Below are 18,231 nucleotides of genomic sequence, written 5' to 3' on the forward strand. Positions count from 1 at the left end.
GCGCCCGCCGCCTGCCAGAATACAAAGGCCTGACCCATGCATGTCGTCTTCCGCGAAAGCCACGGCCTCGACGAGAGTGATACACCACAGGATCTGGGGCAGACGCCTGCGGACCTTGTGGTGCTGTCGTTCTCCGACAGCGATCTCGGGGCCTTTGCGGCGGGCTGGCACCGGGCCGAGGGCAAGCTGCCCAGCCTGCGCCTTGCCAATCTGGTGGCGCTGAAACACCCGCTCTCGGTCGATGTCTATGCCGAACAGACACTGGAGGGCGCCAAGGGCGTTCTGGTACGTCTGATCGGCGGCGAAAGCTACTGGTCCTACGGGCTTGCCACGCTACAGGATCTGGCGCGGCGCAAGGGCATCGCGCTGGCGATCCTGCCGGCTGACGGGCGCGAAGATGCCCGTCTGGACGCCCTCTCGACCCTGCCGGTTTCAACTCTGCGCCGGCTCCAGCATCTATGTGATGCCGGCGGTGCGGTGGCGGCACAGGCCGCACTTGCCCAGCTGTCGCTGGCGGCGGGGCTTTATGCCGGTCCGGTCCTTGGCCTCAAGAGCACGCCCGAACACGGGTTCTATGACCCGGAAAAAGGAGTGCTGGCGGATCTGCCGGCGCAGGACAAACCCCTCATATTGGTGAGTTTCTACCGCTCCTATCTGACGGCGGCCGATACCGCCCCGGTGGATGCGCTGATCAATGAGCTGCGCGGACGGGGTTATGCGGCCTATGGCGCCTTTGCTGCCAGCCTCAAGGCACCGGCCAGCGCGGACTGGCTGCGTGACAAACTGCCCGGACTGGCCCCGGCAGCCATCGTGAACGCCACCGCCTTCTCGGCGCAGGGCACCGATGGCAGCGCGTCGCCGCTCTCCACCACCGGCTGTCCGGTGTTCCAGGTCGCCTTGTCCACCGCGCGGCGCAAGGACTGGGCCGAGGCCGATCGCGGGCTGTCCCCGGCCGATCTTGCCATGCATGTGGTGCTGCCCGAGGTGGATGGCCGCATTTTCGCCGGGCTGGTCAGCTTCAAGGCGCCGGGCAAGAAAGACCCGGATCTGCAATATTCCCGCTTTGCCCATCGCGCCGATCCCGGCCGCATCACCGCAGCCGTTGACCGGATCGAGGGCTGGCTGCGGCTGGCGCAGCTGCCCAATGCCGACAAACGTCTGGCGCTGGTGCTGTCCACCTATCCGGGCCGCGATCACAATCTGGCCCATGCGGTGGGACTGGATGCGCTGGCCTCCTGCGATGAAATCCTGCGCGAGCTCTGGGATCAGGGCTATGTCGTGGAACCGCTGGAAAGCACCGGCCTGCGGCTGATGGCGGAGACGCAGACCATCTCGCTAGAGGGCTACAGGGCTGCGCTGGCGACCCTGCCGAAGGTGTTGCAGGACAGGCTGTCGGAGGCCTGGGGTGCCGCTGAGGAAGACCCGGATTGCCGCGATGGTGCCTTTCACTTCAAGGCGTTGCGGGCAGGCAAGGCGCTGATCGCGCTGCAACCCGAACGCGGCGAGGTGAAAACCCGCGTCGATGATTACCACGATCTCGACCGCACCCCGCGCCATGCCTATGTGGCGTTCTACATGTGGCTGCGCAGCCAGTCCGACGCCATTGTCCACATCGGCGCCCATGGTACGCTGGAGTGGCTGCCGGGCAAGGCCGTCGCCCTGTCGGAGCACTGCTGGCCCGAGGTGCTGACCGGGCCGCTGCCTGTTGCCTATCCCTTTATCGTCAATGATCCGGGCGAGGCCGCACAGGCCAAGCGCCGCATTGGCGCCGTCACCCTAGGCCATCTGCCGCCGCCGCTGGCGCAGACCAATCTGCCCGCAGGCATGGCGCGGCTGGAAAGCCTGCTTGATGAATATTCCACCGCTGATGGACTGGATCCGGCCCGCCGCGACCGGCTGATCGACAGCATCCGGGCCGAGGCGCAGGGCACAGGCGTGGAGGCTGATCTGGGCCTCACGCCAGACACCTCGCCCGCCGAGGCGATCACCCGGATCGACGCCTTTGTCTGCGACATCAAGGAAAGCCAATACGGGGAAGGGCTGCATATCTTTGGCACCGGTCAATGCGGCGCTGAGGAACGCGCCGGTCTGATTGCTGCGCTGAACGGGCATATGGTGCCCCCCGGCCCCTCCGGCTCGCCGTTTCGCGGCCGTACGGATGTGATCCCGACCGGGCGCAACCTCTTTACCACGGATCCCCGCGCGGTGCCGTCGCGCGCGGCGCAGGCGCAAGGGGTCAAGCTGGCGGAAGAGCTGCTGCGCCGCCATCTTCAGGACCATGGCGACTGGCCACGCGGGCTGGTGATTGATCTCTGGGGCTCGGCCACCATGCGCACCGCGGGCGAGGAATTTGCCATGGCGCTGCATCTGGCGGGGCTGGCGCCCAAGTGGGACGAAGGCTCCGAGCGCGTCTCCGGTTTCGAGGTGCTGCCGCTCTCGATGCTGAACCGGCCACGCATTGATGTCACCCTGCGGGTCTCCGGTCTGTTCCGTGACGTCTTCCCCGGTCTGGCGCAGATGTTCGAGGCCGCCGCCGCCGCGCTGGCAGGCCGCGAGGAAAGCGCGAGCGACAATCCCTATCTGGCGCAGACGCCCCGCGTTTTTGGCCCGAAACCGGGCCAATATGGCCTATCGATGAACCCGCATCTGGATGACTACAGCGACGCGGCCCGCGCGGCAGCGGGCGAGGCCTGGCTCAACGCGTCTTCGCACGCGATTGATGCCAAGGGCACCATCACCGATGCCCGCGAGGCCCTGGAGATCCGGCTGCAAACCGCGGATAGTTTTGTGCACCTGCAGGATCTGCCGGAAACCGACCTGCTGGTGGCCTCGGATTATGCCGCGCATGAGGCCGGGTTTGCCGCCGCCATGGCGCGCATCGGCCAAAAGGCACCGGCGCTCTACCACATGGATGCCACCCGGCCTGACAAACCGCAGGCGCGCAGCTTGGGCGAGGAGATCGCCCGGGTGACGCGCGCCCGTGCCGCCAATCCGGACTGGGCCACCTCGATGATGAACCACGGCTTTCGCGGCGCGGCGGAAATCGCGGCGACGCTGGATCATATGGCGGCCTTTGCCCATCTGGCGCAGGTGGTGCAGCCGCATCTCTTTGATCTCTATTTCGAGGCCACTTTGGGCCGCGAGGATCTGGTCGACTTCATGGAGCGCGAGAACCCCGACGCGCTGGCTGCCATGCGCGACCGCTTTCGCGCGCTGTTTGATGCCGGCCTGTGGAGCACGCGGCGGAACTCGATCATGGCCGAGCTGGAGGGCGCGGTGTGACTGAGCAAGCCGCCTCCCCAGCGCCCAAAGTCTATGGCTGGTGCCCCGGTGCGCTGCGTCCGATGATGTCGGGCGACGGGCTGGTGGTGCGGGTGCGCGCACCTTTGGGGCGGCTCACACCGGATCAGGCGCGCGGTCTGGCCGATCTGGCGCAGCGCTGTGGATCCGGCATTGTCGATATTTCCGCCCGCGCCAATCTGCAACTGCGCGGCATTCGCGAGGACGCCCATCTGCAACTGATCGCAGGTCTTGGCGATCTGGGTCTGGTCGATGAGGACGCAGAGGCCGAAGCGCGTCGCAATATCACCCTGACGCCGTTCTGGCGCGCAGGCGACGACAGCCACCAGATTGCGCAGACGCTGGCCGCCGCGCTGACGGAGGCCCGCGATCTGGCGCTTCCCGGCAAGTTCGGCTTTGCCGTGGACTGTGGTGACCTGCCCGTGCTGGCCGAGACAGCCGCAGATATCCGCATCGAACGTGGCCCTGACGGGCTGATCCTGCGCGCCGATGGTGCAGACAGGGGCCTGCCGGTCACGGCTGACAGTGCCGCAGGCGACGCCCTCGCGCTGGCGCGCTGGTTTCTCGACCAAGGCGGCGCGTCCGGGGGGCGTGGCAGAATGCACCGGCTGATTGCGCGCCGCGGCCCCCCTGCGGCGCATGTGGCAACGGTCGGTGCCGCAACGTCTTCCCTCCGGCCTCTCCCGGGCGCATCGGCGCAGGGGCTGTTGGTGGCTTTGGAATTTGGCCAGATGCCTGCCCGCACGTTGGCGGCGCTGGCCGATCACGGTGCGCTGCGGCTCACCCCCTGGCGGATGCTGCTTGTCGAAGGCGCCAGCACCCTGCCCCCCCTGCCCGACCTGATCCTGGATGCAACCGATCCCCGCCTGCGGGTGAGCGCCTGCACCGGGGCACCCGGCTGCCCGCAGGCGCGCGCGGCGACGCGCGCTTTGGCCCGCGATCTGGCCCCTGCGGTGCCTGCGGGCCTGCATCTGCATGTCTCCGGCTGCGCCAAAGGCTGCGCCCACCCCCGCCCCGCCGATCTGGTGCTGACCGCCACCGGTGACGACCAATTTGACCTGATCCGCAATGGCACTGCCGCCGATCACCCGCTAAACACCTCCCTGAGCGCCGCCCGCTTACGCGCCGCTCCAGACCTTATGACAGAGGGCAGCTGATATGCTCCACACCTATGAAACCAATGGCGCCGCGATCTATGCCGAAAGCTTTGCCACCATCCGCCGCGAGGCCGATCTGGCGCGCTTCAGCAAGGACGAGGAAGTTGTCGTCGTCCGCATGATCCACGCCGCAGGCATGGTGGGGCTGGAGGAGCATGTGCGGTTTTCCCAAGGCATGGCCGAAACCGCCCGCGCAGCCCTTGCCAAGGGCGCGCCGATCCTCTGCGATGCGTATATGGTCTCCGAGGGCATCACCCGCCCGCGCCTGCCCGCGGACAATGAGGTGATCTGTACCCTGCGCGACCCAAAGGTGCCGGAGCTGGCCAAGGAGATGTCCAACACCCGCTCCGCCGCCGCGCTGGAGCTTTGGCGCCCGAAACTGGAAGGTGCGGTCGTGGCCATCGGCAATGCCCCAACCGCGCTGTTTCACCTGTTGAACATGCTGAAAGACCCCGATTGCCCCCGCCCCGCCGCCATTATCGGCTGTCCCGTCGGTTTTGTCGGTGCGATGGAATCCAAAGAGGCGCTGATGGAAGATCTGCCAGTGCCGTCGATGATCGTCAAAGGGCGCCTCGGCGGGTCTGCAATCACTGTCGCTGCCGTGAACGCGCTGGCGAGCTGGAAAGAGTAAGCCATGACCATTGCGAAGGGCAAAGTCATCTGCGCGGGGCTCGGCCCCGGCGATCCCGATCTGATGAGCCTGCGCTCGCACCGGATGATTTCCGGCGCGCGCCACATCGCCTATTTCCGCAAGGCCGGCCGCAAGGGCCAGGCCCGCGCGATTGTCGAAGGCATGCTGGCAGACGGCGTCACCGAACACGCGATGGAATACCCGGTCACCACCGAGATCCATTTCTCAGACCCCGAATACAACCGGGTGCTGGCGGAGTTCTATGACCGCTGGGCCGATACATTGGCCGAGATTGCCCAGACCGAGGACGTCGTGGTGCTCTGTGAGGGGGATCCGTTCCTCTATGGCTCTTATATGCATCTCTACACCCGCCTTCAGGGCCGGGCCGCGCAGGAGATCATTCCCGGCATCACCGGCATGTCCGGCTGCTGGACCGCCTCCGGCCAGCCGATCACCTGGGGCGATGATGTGCTGACCGTGGCGATGGCCACCCTCAGCGAGGATGAGCTGGCCAAACGCGCGGCAGAAACCGACGCGCTGGTCGTCATGAAAATCGGCCGCAACCTGCCCAAACTGCGCCGCGCGCTGGAACGTGCGGGCCGCGCAGATGACGCCTGGCTGGTCGAACGCGGCACCATGCCCGGCCAAACCGTGCAGAAGCTGTCGGAGATCGACGGCGAAGTGCCCTATTTCTCCATCGTATTGGTTCACGGACAGGGGCGCCGGCCATGAAACTAGCGCAAAACGGCTGGGTGGTGATTGCGGGGCTTGGGCCCGGCAACGAGGCATTGGTAACGCAGGAGGTGCGCGACGCCATTGATGAGGCCACGGATATCGTTGGCTATATCCCCTACGTCAACCGGGTCGCGCCGCGCGAGGGGCTGACGCTGCATGCCACCGACAACCGGGTCGAGGTGGACCGCGCCACCCATGCGCTGGAAATGGCATCCGAGGGCAAGCGGGTTGTCGTTGTCTCCTCCGGTGATCCGGGGGTGTTCGCCATGGCCTCTGCCGTGTTCGAAGCGCTGGAAAGCAACGCCGAACGCAACCCCGAGTGGCTGAATCTGGAGATCAAGGTGCTGCCCGGCATCACCGCGATGCTGGCCGCCGCAGCCGCCATCGGCGCGCCGCTGGGGCATGACTTTGCCGCCATCAACCTCAGCGACAACCTGAAGCCCTGGAGCCTCATTGAAAAACGCCTGCAACTGGTTGGCGAGGCCGGTCTGGCGATGGCGTTTTACAACCCGCGCTCCAAGTCGCGACCGCATCAGTTTGCCCGCGCGCTGGAGATCCTGCGCGAGGCCTGCGGTGCGGAGACGCTGATCACCTTTGCCCGCGACGTGACCAAGCCGGGACAGGAGCTGCTGACCGTGCCGCTGAAGGACGCAACGCCCGAGATGGCCGACATGCGCACGGTGGTTATTGTCGGCAACCGCGACACGCGGCGGGTGGGCCATTACGTTTATACCCCCCGCTACGCGGCTGAGGGTTAAGCGGCGGAATGCAACAGCCAGGCCATCACCTCTGCCACGCTGCCCATGACGGGGCGCTGAGGCACCTCGGGTCTGCCGATCATGATGACCGGCAGGCCGAGGGTGCGCGCGGCGGTGAGTTTGGCGGCTGCGCCTGCACCGCCGGCGTTCTTGGCCACGATATGGGTGATGGCGTGGCGCTGCATCAGATCTGTGTCGCCCGCCACGTCAAACGGCCCGCGGGCGATTTCGACCGTGGTGTTTGGCAGCGGCAAGTCGGCCTCAGGTTCGTCCACCAGCCGCAGAAGGTAGTGGTGCTGCGGTTTGGCGGCGAATTGCGCAAGGTTCTGTTTGCCGATCGCCAGAAACACCCGCGCGGGGGAATCCGGCAGAGCATTTACCGCGCCTTCGATGCTGTCCGTGTGAACCCACCGGTCGCCCTCCCCCGCCTGCCAGGCCGGGCGCTCAAAGGCACAGAGCGGCACGCCCGCCGCTTCGCAGGCGTGCACCGCGTTGGTGCTCATCTGCGCCGCGAAGGGGTGGGTCGCGTCGACCACATGGGTGATGTTTTCGGCCTGAAGGTATGCCGCCAGCCCCTCCACGCCACCAAAGCCGCCAATGCGGGTGGGCAGCGGCTGGCTGACCGGTCTGGCGGTGCGGCCCGCGTAGGAAAACACTGCATCCGCGCCAGTTTCCGCAAGGGTTTTGGCCAATTGCGAGGCCTCGGTGGTGCCGCCCAGCAGGAGGATGCGTGTCATGTCTGATGGCCTTTCCAAGCACTGGCTCACAATCGTTGGTCTGGGCGAAAATGGACTGGATTCCTTAAGCGATGCAAGCCGGAAGGCGCTGGAGCAGGCCGAGGTGATCTTTGGCGGCCCGCGGCATCTGGAGCTGGTGGAGGCCGGCAGCAAGGGTCAGCCCTGGCCGGTGCCGTTTTCAACCGGGCCGGTGCTGGCGATGCGCGGGCGCAAAGTCGCTGTTCTCGCCTCCGGCGATCCGTTCTGGCATGGCGCCGGCGGCTCGCTGGTGCGGGATCTGGAGGCGGGTGAATGGGTGTCGCACCCGGCGCCATCCTGTTTTGCGCTGGCCGCCAATCTTCTGGGCTGGAAGCTGGAGGAGGTTCTGTGCCTTGGCCTTCATGCCGCACCTTTTGCGCGGCTGCTGCCGCTGCTGGGCCGGGGCGTGCGGGTGATCTGCACCCTGCGCGATGGCAAGGCGCCGGCGGAGCTGGCGCAATGGCTGGTTGCAAACGGCCAGCGCGACGCGCGGCTTCATGTGATGGAACGGCTGGGCGGGCCAAGGCAACGGCTGCGCCAAGCAACAGCCGAAGCCTGGGATCTGCCGCAGGCAGAAGCGCCGGTCCTTATGGCCATCGAGGCCATGCGGCCCGGGCTGCCGCAGGCGTCGGGGCTGGCGGATGATCTCTTTGCAAGTGACGGGCAGATCACCAAACGCCCCATTCGGGCGCTGACCCTGTCGGCGCTGGCCCCGCGCGCAGGTGAGCTGCTGTGGGACATCGGCGGCGGCTCCGGCTCGGTCTCGGTCGAGTGGTGCCTGGCCGCACAGGGTGCGCGGGCGATCACCTTCGAGCCGCGCGAAAGCCGGCTGGCAAACATTCGCGCCAATGCCACAGCGTTCGGGCTGGATCACCGGATGACAGCGGTGCTGGGCAAGGCGCCGGAGGTGCTGGACGGGTTTGAGATACCAGACTGCGTGTTCATCGGCGGCGGCGGGTCGCAGGCGCTGCTGGATCATCTGTGGGACATCTTGCCCGCAGGCACCCGGCTGGTTGCCAATGGGGTGACGCTGGAAACCGAAACCCTCTTGATGCAGGCCCATGCGGACCGTGGCGGGCATCTCTTGAAAGCGGAGATCGCCGAGGCCGGGCCGCTGGGCACCATGCGCGACTGGCGCCGGGCGCGGCCTGTCATACAATGGAGTGTCACGCGATGAAGGTGGCAGGCATCGGGTTCCGCAGCACGGCCACGGCGGCGGATTTGCAGGCCGCGCTGGCGCTGACCGGGGAGCGGGTGGATGCGCTGGCCTCCATCGCTCAGAAGGCCGACGCCCCCGCTATGCAGGAGTTTGCGCGCAGCCTTGGGCTGCCGGTGATTTCATTGCAGGAACAGGATATAACCGGGGAGCGGACATTGACCTGCTCGCCAAGGATAAAGGCGCGGTTCGGCACCGGGTCGCTGGCGGAAGCCGCGGCGCTGGCGGGCGCGTGCCATGGGGTGAAGGGCGCGCGCGCGCGCCTTCTTTCCCCGAGAGTTGTCACCGCGGATGGGCTTGCCACCGCGGCCATAGCAGAAAGACTTGAGCCATGACCGTTCACTTCATTGGCGCCGGACCGGGCGCTGCCGATCTTCTGACCCTGCGCGGGCGCGATATCATCGCCGCCTGCCCGGTGTGCCTATACGCAGGCTCGCTGGTGCCGGAGGAGATCCTGAGCCATTGCCCCGAGGATGCAAAGATCGTGAACACCGCGGCGATGGATCTGGATGCCATCGTGGCGGAGATCAAGGCGGCGCATGAGGCGGGACAGGACGTGGCGCGGTTGCATTCGGGCGATCTGTCGGTGTGGTCGGCGATGGGCGAACAGCTGCGCCGATTGAAGGCGGAGGGCATTCCGGTGAGCGTCACCCCCGGTGTGCCATCCTTTGCCGCCGCTGCTGCCGCGCTGGGGACCGAGCTGACCCTGCCGGGCCTTGGCCAGTCAGTGGTGCTGACCCGCACGCCGGGGCGCGCGTCCTCGATGCCCGAGGGCGAGACGCTGGAGAATTTCGCCCGTACCGGTGCCACGCTGGCCATTCACCTGTCGATCGGCAATCTGGACCATGTGGTGGACAGCCTGACACCGCATTACGGCGCGGATTGTCCGGTGGCCGTGGTCTACCGCGCCAGCTGGCCGGATCAGCAGATCATCCGCGCCACGCTGGAGACCTTGAAGGATGCGCTGGACGAGAAAATCTCCCGCACCGCGCTGATCCTTGTTGGACCGGTGCTGAAGGGTGAGGGCTTTGACGAAAGCTGCCTCTATTCCACCGAATACGATCGCCGCTACCGGCCGCAGAGCGCCGACAGCCCGTGGTCGAGCTGGAGCCATGGGGACGATTAAGGCCATGACCAACCTGAACCCTCCCGGACTGATGATCTCCGCGCCCTCCTCGGGCACCGGCAAGACCACCGTGATGCTGGGCCTCCTGCGGGCGCTGGCCGAGGACGGGCTGACCGTTCAGCCTTACAAGAGCGGGCCGGACTATATCGACCCGGCCTTCCACCTGGCAGCAGCAAAACGGCCCAGTTTCAACCTCGATACCTGGGCGATGGACGGCGGCCTGCTGGATGCAGTCACAGCGCAATCTGCGGGGGCGGAGATCTGCGTCGGAGAAGGCTCCATGGGCCTTTATGACGGTGTGGCGACGCGCGGGCAGTCGGGCTTTGGCTCCTCCGCCGAGACCGCCAAGCGGATGGGCTGGCCGGTGGTGCTGGTGGTAGACGTGGGCGGACAGGCGCAATCGGCGGCGGCCACGGCGCTGGGGTTCAAGAATTATGACACCGAAGTGCCCTTTGCCGGGGTGATCCTCAATCGTGTTGCCAGCCCGCGCCATGAGCGGCTGACCCGGCTGGGGATGGAGAAGGCAGGCATCAAGGTGCTCGGCTCCCTGCCCCGACGCGGCGATCTGGCTTTGCCGGAGCGGCATCTGGGTCTGATCCAGGCGGTGGAGCATCCCGATCTGGAAGCCGCCATCGCGGGCTATGCGGCGTTCCTGCGCGAGAATGTCGACCTCGACGCGATCAAGGCAGCTGCCCTGGCAGGTCCCGCACCCGCGCCGGCCAGCCTGCCAAAGCCACCTGCCCAGCGGATTGCGCTGGCGCGGGATGCGGCGTTTTCCTTCACCTATCCGCACCTGCTGGAAGGCTGGCGCGCGGCGGGAGCAGAGATCCTGCCGTTCTCGCCGCTGGCCGATGAAGCCCCTGCGGCGGATGCCGATCTGGTCTGGCTGCCCGGCGGCTACCCCGAGCTGCACGGCGGCACGCTGGCGGCGGCGGAGACCTTCCGCGCCGGTGTCCGCAAGCACGCCGAGACCAGGCCGGTGCATGGCGAATGCGGCGGCTACATGGCCCTGGGCGAGGCGCTGATCGACAAGGAGGGCAACCGCCACCGGATGCTGGGCCTCTTGGGCCTCGTGACCTCCTACGAGAAGCGCAAGTTCCACCTTGGCTACCGCCGTGCGGTGCTTCAGGCGGCGATGCCCGGATTTGACGCAGGCACAGCACTGCGCGGCCATGAGTTCCATTATTCGACCATTCTGGAAGAACCCGATGCGCCGCTGGCCAATGTCATGGATGCCGACGGCGGGCCGGTGCCAGAGACCGGCTCGATCAAGGGCCATGTTACCGGCACGTTCTTTCACCTGATCACGGGAGAGCGCGCATGAGCGGTTTTGTCTCCTTTGTCTCCTCCGGTCCGGGCGACCCGGAGCTCTTGACCGTGAAGGCGGTGAAGCGGCTGGAGGCCGCGGATGCGGTGCTGTTTGACGACCTGTCCTCGGGGCCGATCCTGACCCATGCCCGCGCCGACGCGGATCTGGTGGGCGTGGGCAAACGGGCCGGACGTCCCTCCCCCAAGCAGGACCATGTGAGCCAGCTTCTGGTGGATTATGCCCAAAGTGGGCTGCATGTGGTGCGGCTGAAATCGGGCGATTCCGGTGTCTTTGGTCGGCTGGAGGAAGAAATCACCGCGCTGCGGCAGGCGGGTATCGGGTTCGAGATCGTGCCCGGCGTTACCGCGGCCTCGGCAGCGGCGGCGGCTGCGAATATCCCGCTGACCCGGCGGCTGACGGCGCGGCGGTTGCAGTTCATCACCGGCCATGACGTGACCGGTGGGCTGCCCGATCAGCTGAACCTCGCCGCACTGGCGGACCCGGATGCGACCACCGTGGTCTATATGGGCAAGCGGACCTTTGCGGCGCTGGCGGAGAAGCTGCTGGAGGCGGGGCTGCCCCCGCAGACCCATGCGCTGATTGCACTGGGGGTCTCGACGCCGGAGCAGGAGCTGCATTGCCACACGGTGGGCGAGCTGCCGGAGGTGCTGCGTGCGATGGAGACCACCGCGCCGGTGCTGATCCTCTATGGCCCGCTTGCCGATCAGCCTGCGGATCCGGCCCATGCCGCCGTGAAGGCCAAGGACGACCACTGACCCGCCGTCACCGCGCGGTTCCTGCGCCCGGACCATAGGTCATCCCGCTCTGAGCGCACCACACCCTGCCCGTGTTTCGCGGGTGGGGCATTTCCATTTTCGCGTGTTCGCCGCAGCTGACCCAAGGGCGCGTCGCAATCGCCTTCTCCGGGGCCGGATTCAAACTTGACCGAGTCGGGGCGCAGGGGCCAGATAGGCGCCATATGGTGTCCAACGGCGCGAAGCGTCAGGACTGAAACGGGAATGAGGAACGGTGGACCCAATTGCGGCACCGAAGCCTCAACCGCCCCCGCGACTGTGAGCGGCGAGCAGCTTTCCAACACCCACTGGCCAACTGGCTGGGAAGGGGGAAAGCAAGCAGCGACCCGCGAGTCAGGAGACCGGCCATACCACATAATCAACCCGTCGGGTGAGACGGAGAGGAGACAGATATGCATATCGAACCGGGCATCGTTGATGCCACCAAAATTGGCTTGTCCTATGCCACCGCAGCCGGTGCCGCGACCTATGCTGCAAAAGAGACCTTTGTGGATCTGAAAAGGACCAATATCGCCTCCTACGCGATGCGCGCGATGATCGCGACCGTGGGTGTGCTGGTGTTCTTTGAAGTGCTGCCGCATTTCCCGGTGGGCGTCTCCGAGGTGCATTTCATTCTCGGCTCGACCCTGTTCCTGATCCTCGGGTCCGCGCCTGCGGCCTTTGGTCTGGCGATGGGTCTGCTGATCCAGGGCGTGTTCTTTGCGCCGTTTGATCTGCCGATGTACTTCATCAATCTGACCACGCTCTTGGTGCCACTGTTTGCGCTGCAGGCGCTGGCCAGCCGCATCATCACGCCGGGCACCGCCTATATCGACCTGAAATACAGCCAGGCGCTGGCATTGAGCACCGCCTATCAGGGCGGCGTGGTGGCCTGGGTGGCGTTCTGGGCCTTCTACGGTCAGGGATTTGGCAGCGCGACCGTGACCTCGGTGCTGAGCTTTGGCGGCGCCTATATGCTGGTCATCCTGATCGAGCCGATTGCCGATCTGGCCGTTCTGGCGGCGGCAAAGGCGACGCGTGGCCTCAATGGCAGCGCGCTGGTCACGCCGCGTCTTTACAACAACGCCTGATCCTTGGCACATGAGTGAACCGGCACGGCCCCGCCTTCGGGGCCGTGTTTTCGTCTGAAAGGCCCCGCAATGATTGACCTCACCCTGATCGGCATTGGCACCGGCAACCCGCAGCATCTGACCCTTCAGGCCGTTGAGGCACTGAACGCGCAGGATCTGATCCTGATCCCCAACAAAGGGGCCGGCAAAGATGATCTGGCGGGACTGCGACAGGCGATCTGCGCCGAGGCGATCCGCAGTCGCGGACAGCAGGGCGATGCCCCCCGTATCGTGGAATTCAACCTGCCGGTGCGCGATGAGGCGACACAGGATTACCGCCAACGGGTGGATGACTGGCATGACGCCATTGCCGAGATCTGGTGGCAGACCATCACCAGCCACCTGCCCGAGGGCGGCGCGGTCGGGTTTCTGGTCTGGGGGGATCCGTCGCTCTATGACAGTACGATGCGGATTGCGGACCGGCTGAAAACACGGGCCGAGATTGCCCTGCGCGTCATTCCCGGCATCACCTCCATTCAGGCGCTGACGGCGGCCCATGCGATCCCGATCAATACGATCAACGGCCCGTTCACCATCACCACCGGACGACAGCTGCGCGATGCCGGCTGGCCTGCCACTGCGGATACCGTGGTTGTGATGCTGGATGGCGCCTGTTCGTTCCAGTCTCTTGAGGCTGACGGCATCGACATCTGGTGGACGGCCTATGCCGGCATGGCGAATGAGATTTCGATCTCGGGTCCGCTGGCCGAGGTCACCGATCAGATCATCGAGACCCGTGCCAAGGCGCGTGCGGATCACGGCTGGATCATGGATATCTACCTGCTCCGGCGCAGCTGACAACAGCTGCGCAGATGTCCGGTCTCGCGCTCGGCGATGACTGTGGCCATGCGCTTGAGTTTAGGGCAGCTGGAGTGGCGGGGAGACAGGGATTCGAACCCTGGGAACGCTCTCACGTTCAACGGTTTTCAAGACCGCCGCATTCGACCACTCTGCCACCTCCCCGGTCGGCGCAGGGTTTAGGCGCTGGTTGCCGTTCTGGCAAGAGGGAATTGCAGCGGGCGGCATTTCTGCAGCGCCGTGCTCAGCCGCAGTTGGCCCCCTGCGGGGATGTGGAGGGCGGGCGGATCCGCGATCTTCGAAATCTTGCCGAGCGGGCGGCGGCAGGGTTTCCATGCGATTGCCTGACGGCTATGCTGCGCCCAGCATAAGGGCGCCGGAACAACCGGTACAGGAACAGCTGACGCCGGAGCAACCGGCTCGGGGTGGGTGACTGGTCATATGGCTGAGCACAAGACCGGGCGCGGGACGCCGTCAGATACAGGCAAGGAAGCACACATGGTTCACGCTATGTCGACACGGAAACACAGCGCGCGACGCCTCGGTGCGCCGCGTCGCGGGGCGCGGCTGGCTGCGGCATTGGCCGGGCTTATGATCCTTGGTGCCTGCGAGGATGGCCCCGGGCTGGCCTTTCTGAAACCAAAGGCGCAGGACGCAGGCGCCGTCATGCCCTCAAGCAGCACCCGGCTGGTGGAACGCGAGGTCGAGGCGCCGGAAGTGTTCCAGGTGACCGAAGCGGGTCTCTGGGATGGTCGCCCGTCGCTGGGCGGGGTCTGGGTGGCGCATCCGGATGCCGAGGATCCCGAACAGGTGATCATCCGCAATCAGACCAATGGCAAATTTGTGATCGGCGCGCTGTTCCGGCGCGAGCGGGAGATCCCCGGCCCCCGGTTGCAGGTCTCCTCCGATGCCGCCGAGGCGCTTGGCATGCTGGCGGGCGCGCCGGTTGAGCTGAATGTGACCGCCCTGCGCCGCGAAGCTGTGGCCGACCCGGATCAACCTGCGCCGGAGCTGCTGGATGACGCGGATATCGCAATCAGCGATGCCGCTGACATCGACATCCAGCCGCTTGATCCGATTGCCGATGCAGCCGCTGCGATTGATGCCGCAGCCCCCACCGCCATTGCCCCGGCGCCCGCCGCCGTGAGCGCAGCACCCGCTGCGACAGCCAAGGTGGCGGCGGCCAGCTCATCGCTGAGCAAACCCTATATCCAGATCGGCATCTTCAGCGTTGAGGCCAATGCCAAACGCACCGCCGATCAGATGCGCAACGCCGGGCTTGTGCCCTCTGTCCTGGCCCAATCCAGCAACGGCAAGCCGTTCTGGAGGGTGCTTGTGGGTCCGGCTCAATCGAAATCAGAACGCAGTCAGCTGCTGAAGAGCGTAAAGGACGTCGGCTTCTCCGATGCCTATGCGGTCACCAACTGACCCTGCCTGTGCGGCGCTGCCTGACCTGACCAATCGGAAAGACGACCCTGTCATGACCTTTCTTCCCTCCCCGTTTCGCTCTGCCTTGAAACTGACCTGTGCGGCTGGCCTTCTGGTCAGCCTCTCGGCGCTGTCGGCGGCGGCTTTTGATACCCGCGCCCGCGCCGCCTATGTGCTGGATCAGGAGACCGACACGGTGCTGCTGGCCAAGAACGCCGATCTGGCGCTGCCGCCTGCGTCGATGTCGAAGCTGATGACGCTCTATGTGGCGTTTGAGGCGATCCGCGATGGCCGCCTGACGCTGGATGAGCGGCTGCCGGTCAGTGAACACGCGATGAGCTACAAGGGCTCGACCATGTTCCTCAACACCCAGGACCGGGTCCGGGTCGAGGATCTGTTGCGCGGGATCATCGTGCTGTCAGGCAATGATGCCTGTGTGGTGCTGGCCGAAGCGCTGAGCCCGGATGGCACCGAGGCGGGGTTTGCCCGCTACATGACCAAGCGGGCGCAGGAAATGGGGATGGAGAATTCCACCTTTGCCAATTCCAACGGCTGGCCCGCCGCCGGGCACCGTATGTCGGTGCAGGATCTGGCGATTCTGGCGGAAAAGCTGATCGAGGATTTCCCCCAGTATTATCCGCTGTTTGCCGAGCGGGAGTTTGAATTTGATGGCCGCGCGCCCTCCAATGTGCGCAACCGCAACCCGCTGCTGGGTCTGGGCATTGGCGCGGATGGTCTGAAGACCGGTCACACATCCGAGGCGGGGTATGGGCTGGTGGGCTCCGCGGCACAGGGTGACCGACGGGTGATTTTTGTGATCACCGGTCTGGACAGCACCACCGCCCGCGCAGAGGAGGCCGAGGCCATCGTTAACTGGTCGTTTCGCCAATTTGCCAAAAAAACGGTGGCTAAAGCGGGTGTTCCGGTCGCAGAAGCCGAGGTCTGGCGCGGGGCAGAGACAACCGTAGGGCTGGTGCCTGCCGAGGATCTGAATGTGTTGTTGCCTGCGCTTGCGGGCCGCGAAATCACCGGCGAGGTGGTCTATACCGGGCCGATTGATGCCCCCATCGAAAAGGGCCAGAAACTGGCCGAGCTGGTGCTGCAACCGGATGAGCTGCCCGAGGTGCGCCTGCCGCTGGTGGCGGAGAAGGACATTCCGACCGGCGGCTTTCCGGTGCGGGTGAAAACCGCAGCCCAGGTGCTGGTGAAACGCTTCCTCAGCGGTCCCGAGGTCAGCCAGTGACAGCAACCAAACCTGCCGCTGGCTCCGGCGGTGCCTCTGCTTACCCCGGCCTGTTCGTGACCTTTGAGGGCATCGACGGGTCCGGCAAATCGACACAATGCCGGCTGCTGGCCAAGGCGCTGGAGGCGCGTGGCCATGAGGTGGTGCTGACCCGTGAGCCGGGAGGCTCCGATGGTGCCGAGGAAATCCGCCGTCTGGTGCTGGAGGGGGATCCTGACCGCTGGTCTGCGGAGACCGAGCTGCTGTTGTTCACGGCGGCACGGCGCGACCATATGGAACGGCGGATCCTGCCTGCGCTGGCGGCAGGCAAGGTCGTGGTCTGCGACCGCTTTGCCGATAGCACCCGGATGTATCAGGGGCTGTCGCGCGGCGATCTGCGCGCCAGCGTCGACCAGCTGCACGCGCTGATGATCGGGCAGGAACCGGATCTGACCGTGCTGATCGACATGGACCCGGCCAAGGGGCTGGCCCGCGCCAAGGGGCGTCAGGGCAGCGAGGAGCGGTTCGAGGATTTCGGTCTGGATCTGCAACAGCAGATGCGCGCAGGGTTTCTGGCGCTGGCGGAGGAGTTTGCCGACCGGTTTCGCGTCATTGACGGGGACCGCCCGATTGAGCTGGTGGCCGAGGATGTGCTGGCGACCGTCACCCCGTCGCTGCCCGGCGTGACCTCAGCCGCCGCAGAGAATGGCGCGGCGAGATGAGCAAGGATGACGCCCCCCTGCGCGCGGATCAGACCGTTGGCGCGCCGCACCCGCGCGAGACGGTTCAGCTGTTCGGACAGGATCAGGCAGAGCAGGATTTCCTGACCGCCTTCAATTCGGACCGGCTGCATCACGGCTGGCTCGTGACCGGACCGCAGGGTGTGGGCAAGGCGACGCTGGCCTGGCGGATCGCGGCCTTTCTGCTGGCGCAGCCCCCGGCGGAGGATGCCGGTCTGTTTGGCGCGCCGCCGCCTGCCACCTCGCTGGAGATTGGCGCGGACCACCCGGTGAAGCACCGTATTCAGGCGCTGGCGGAGCCGGGGCTGGCCTCGATCACCCGCAGCATCAACGACAAGGGAAAGCTGCGCGATCAGATCGTGGTCGATGACATCCGCGCACTGAACAAGTTCTTTGGCCTGTCGGCAACTGACGGCGGGCGCCGGGTGGTGATTGTCGATGCCGCCGACGAGATGAACACCAGCGCCGCCAACGCGCTGCTGAAGATGCTGGAGGAGCCGCCTGCCCGCACGACGCTCTTGCTGGTGTCGCATCAGCCCTCGCGGCTGTTGCCGACGATCCGGTCGCGCTGTCGCCTGCTGCGGCTGTCGCCGCTGGGGCCTGAGGATATGCAGGCCGCGCTCAATCAGGCGGGGGCCGAGCTGCCCGGTCAGGCCGATCATCTGGCCGCATTGGCCAATGGCTCTGTCGGGGCGGCGCTGCGGCTGCTGAACCTTGGCGGCCTACAGGCCTATAGCGATGTGGTGCGGCTGCTGGACAGTATGCCCCGGCTGGATCGGCAGCGCGCCATGGCGCTGGCGGAACAGGCCGCAGCGCGCGGTGCGGCCGACAAATTCGAGCTGCTGCTGACGCTGATCGACACCGCGCTGGCGCGGCTGGCGCGCACCGGGGCCACCGGAATGGCGCCGCAGCCGGAGGCCGCCCCGCAGGAGGCCGCGGTGCTGTCGCGGCTTTCATCAACACCGCAGAAGGCGCGGGCCTGGGCGGATCTGGCAGCGCAGGTGACAGCCCGGATGCGCCACGGTCAGGCGGTGAACCTTGACCCCGCAGCACTTGTTCTAGATACGGTTTTCAAGATGCAGGACACTGCGGCGCGCTGATCCGGGCGACCGGACCGCCCCGCAGGACGCGA

The 18,231-nt window shown here is 66.2% G+C and carries 17 protein-coding genes, 1 tRNA gene and 1 riboswitch; of the genes, 16 read left to right on the forward strand and 2 right to left on the reverse strand.

Annotated elements, in window-relative coordinates:
• Positions 1-36 precede the first annotated feature (36 nt).
• Genes cobN through cobJ form a run of 5 tightly spaced genes read left to right on the forward strand, consistent with a single transcriptional unit; the run spans position 37 to position 6,581 of the window.
• The gene (gene cobN / locus VWZ81_RS16440; protein WP_416543114.1) at positions 37-3,282 is read left to right on the forward strand and encodes a cobaltochelatase subunit CobN; all 3,246 of its coding nucleotides are present in this window, start codon (positions 37-39) and stop codon (positions 3,280-3,282) included.
• The gene (cobG, locus tag VWZ81_RS16445) at positions 3,279-4,457 is read left to right on the forward strand and encodes a precorrin-3B synthase (RefSeq protein WP_416543115.1); all 1,179 of its coding nucleotides are present in this window, start codon (positions 3,279-3,281) and stop codon (positions 4,455-4,457) included. Before cobN ends, cobG begins: the two co-directional genes overlap by 4 nt.
• A 1-nt stretch (position 4,458) precedes the next feature.
• On the forward strand, positions 4,459-5,088 hold the full coding sequence (locus VWZ81_RS16450) for a precorrin-8X methylmutase (RefSeq protein ID WP_416543116.1): 630 nt from the start codon (positions 4,459-4,461) through the stop codon (positions 5,086-5,088).
• 3 nt (positions 5,089-5,091) lie between these two features.
• A complete protein-coding gene (locus tag VWZ81_RS16455) occupies positions 5,092-5,820 on the forward strand; it encodes a precorrin-2 C(20)-methyltransferase (RefSeq protein WP_260087413.1) in 729 nt (242 codons plus the stop codon).
• Entirely contained in the window at positions 5,817-6,581 is a 765-nt protein-coding gene (gene cobJ, locus VWZ81_RS16460) for a precorrin-3B C(17)-methyltransferase (RefSeq protein WP_416543117.1), read from the forward strand. Before VWZ81_RS16455 ends, cobJ begins: the two co-directional genes overlap by 4 nt.
• On the opposite strand, the gene VWZ81_RS16465 is transcribed toward cobJ, so the two are convergent.
• On the reverse strand, positions 6,578-7,318 hold the full coding sequence (locus tag VWZ81_RS16465) for a cobalt-precorrin-6A reductase (RefSeq protein WP_416543118.1): 741 nt from the start codon (positions 7,316-7,318) through the stop codon (positions 6,578-6,580). The genes cobJ and VWZ81_RS16465 overlap by 4 nt on opposite strands.
• Between VWZ81_RS16465 and cbiE the strand changes: the two genes are divergently transcribed.
• The 7 genes from cbiE (at position 7,317) to cobF (ending at position 13,709) form a co-directional block, all read left to right on the forward strand.
• Positions 7,317-8,513 carry a precorrin-6y C5,15-methyltransferase (decarboxylating) subunit CbiE gene (gene cbiE / locus VWZ81_RS16470; protein ID WP_416543119.1) on the forward strand — a complete coding sequence of 399 codons (1,197 nt, stop codon included), beginning with the start codon at positions 7,317-7,319 and terminating at the stop codon, positions 8,511-8,513. The genes VWZ81_RS16465 and cbiE overlap by 2 nt on opposite strands.
• Positions 8,510-8,887 (forward strand): cobalamin biosynthesis protein, encoded by a 378-nt coding sequence (locus tag VWZ81_RS16475; RefSeq protein WP_416543120.1) that lies wholly within the window; start codon positions 8,510-8,512, stop codon positions 8,885-8,887. Before cbiE ends, VWZ81_RS16475 begins: the two co-directional genes overlap by 4 nt.
• Positions 8,884-9,678: a precorrin-4 C(11)-methyltransferase gene (gene cobM / locus VWZ81_RS16480; RefSeq protein WP_416543121.1), complete on the forward strand. Its 795-nt coding sequence runs from the start codon at positions 8,884-8,886 to the stop codon at positions 9,676-9,678. The genes VWZ81_RS16475 and cobM overlap by 4 nt, the downstream gene beginning before the upstream one ends.
• A gap of 4 nt (positions 9,679-9,682) precedes the next feature.
• Positions 9,683-11,002, forward strand: coding sequence for a cobyrinate a,c-diamide synthase (locus VWZ81_RS16485; protein WP_416543122.1), 1,320 nt, complete (start codon positions 9,683-9,685; stop codon positions 11,000-11,002).
• Complete coding sequence (gene cobA / locus VWZ81_RS16490) at positions 10,999-11,763, forward strand: uroporphyrinogen-III C-methyltransferase (protein ID WP_416540507.1); 765 nt, start codon at positions 10,999-11,001, stop codon at positions 11,761-11,763. The genes VWZ81_RS16485 and cobA overlap by 4 nt, the downstream gene beginning before the upstream one ends.
• Positions 11,764-11,950: 187 nt before the next feature.
• A riboswitch (cobalamin riboswitch) is annotated at positions 11,951-12,167 on the forward strand.
• Between the two features lie 27 nt (positions 12,168-12,194).
• Positions 12,195-12,872 (forward strand): energy-coupling factor ABC transporter permease, encoded by a 678-nt coding sequence (locus VWZ81_RS16495; protein WP_416543123.1) that lies wholly within the window; start codon positions 12,195-12,197, stop codon positions 12,870-12,872.
• Positions 12,873-12,941: 69 nt separating this feature from the next.
• Positions 12,942-13,709: a precorrin-6A synthase (deacetylating) gene (cobF, locus tag VWZ81_RS16500; protein WP_416543124.1), complete on the forward strand. Its 768-nt coding sequence runs from the start codon at positions 12,942-12,944 to the stop codon at positions 13,707-13,709.
• A 75-nt stretch (positions 13,710-13,784) separates the two neighbouring features.
• On the opposite strand, the gene VWZ81_RS16505 is transcribed toward cobF, so the two are convergent.
• Positions 13,785-13,874: transfer RNA gene (locus tag VWZ81_RS16505), tRNA-Ser, on the reverse strand.
• Positions 13,875-14,207: 333 nt separating this feature from the next.
• On the opposite strand from VWZ81_RS16505, the gene VWZ81_RS16510 reads away from it, so the two are divergent.
• The 4 genes from VWZ81_RS16510 to VWZ81_RS16525 are packed head-to-tail and all read left to right on the forward strand — an operon-like array spanning position 14,208 to position 18,199.
• Positions 14,208-15,137 (forward strand): SPOR domain-containing protein, encoded by a 930-nt coding sequence (locus VWZ81_RS16510; protein WP_416543125.1) that lies wholly within the window; start codon positions 14,208-14,210, stop codon positions 15,135-15,137.
• Positions 15,138-15,189: 52 nt separating this feature from the next.
• Entirely contained in the window at positions 15,190-16,380 is a 1,191-nt protein-coding gene (locus VWZ81_RS16515) for a D-alanyl-D-alanine carboxypeptidase family protein (RefSeq protein WP_340544874.1), read from the forward strand.
• Positions 16,377-17,081: a dTMP kinase gene (tmk, locus tag VWZ81_RS16520; RefSeq protein ID WP_416543126.1), complete on the forward strand. Its 705-nt coding sequence runs from the start codon at positions 16,377-16,379 to the stop codon at positions 17,079-17,081. The genes VWZ81_RS16515 and tmk overlap by 4 nt, the downstream gene beginning before the upstream one ends.
• Positions 17,078-18,199 carry a DNA polymerase III subunit delta' gene (locus tag VWZ81_RS16525; RefSeq protein WP_416543127.1) on the forward strand — a complete coding sequence of 374 codons (1,122 nt, stop codon included), beginning with the start codon at positions 17,078-17,080 and terminating at the stop codon, positions 18,197-18,199. Before tmk ends, VWZ81_RS16525 begins: the two co-directional genes overlap by 4 nt.
• The last annotated feature ends 32 nt before the right edge of the window (positions 18,200-18,231 follow it).

Source organism: Phaeobacter sp. JH20_34, assembly GCF_048056095.1.
GTDB lineage: Bacteria > Pseudomonadota > Alphaproteobacteria > Rhodobacterales > Rhodobacteraceae > Phaeobacter > Phaeobacter bryozoorum.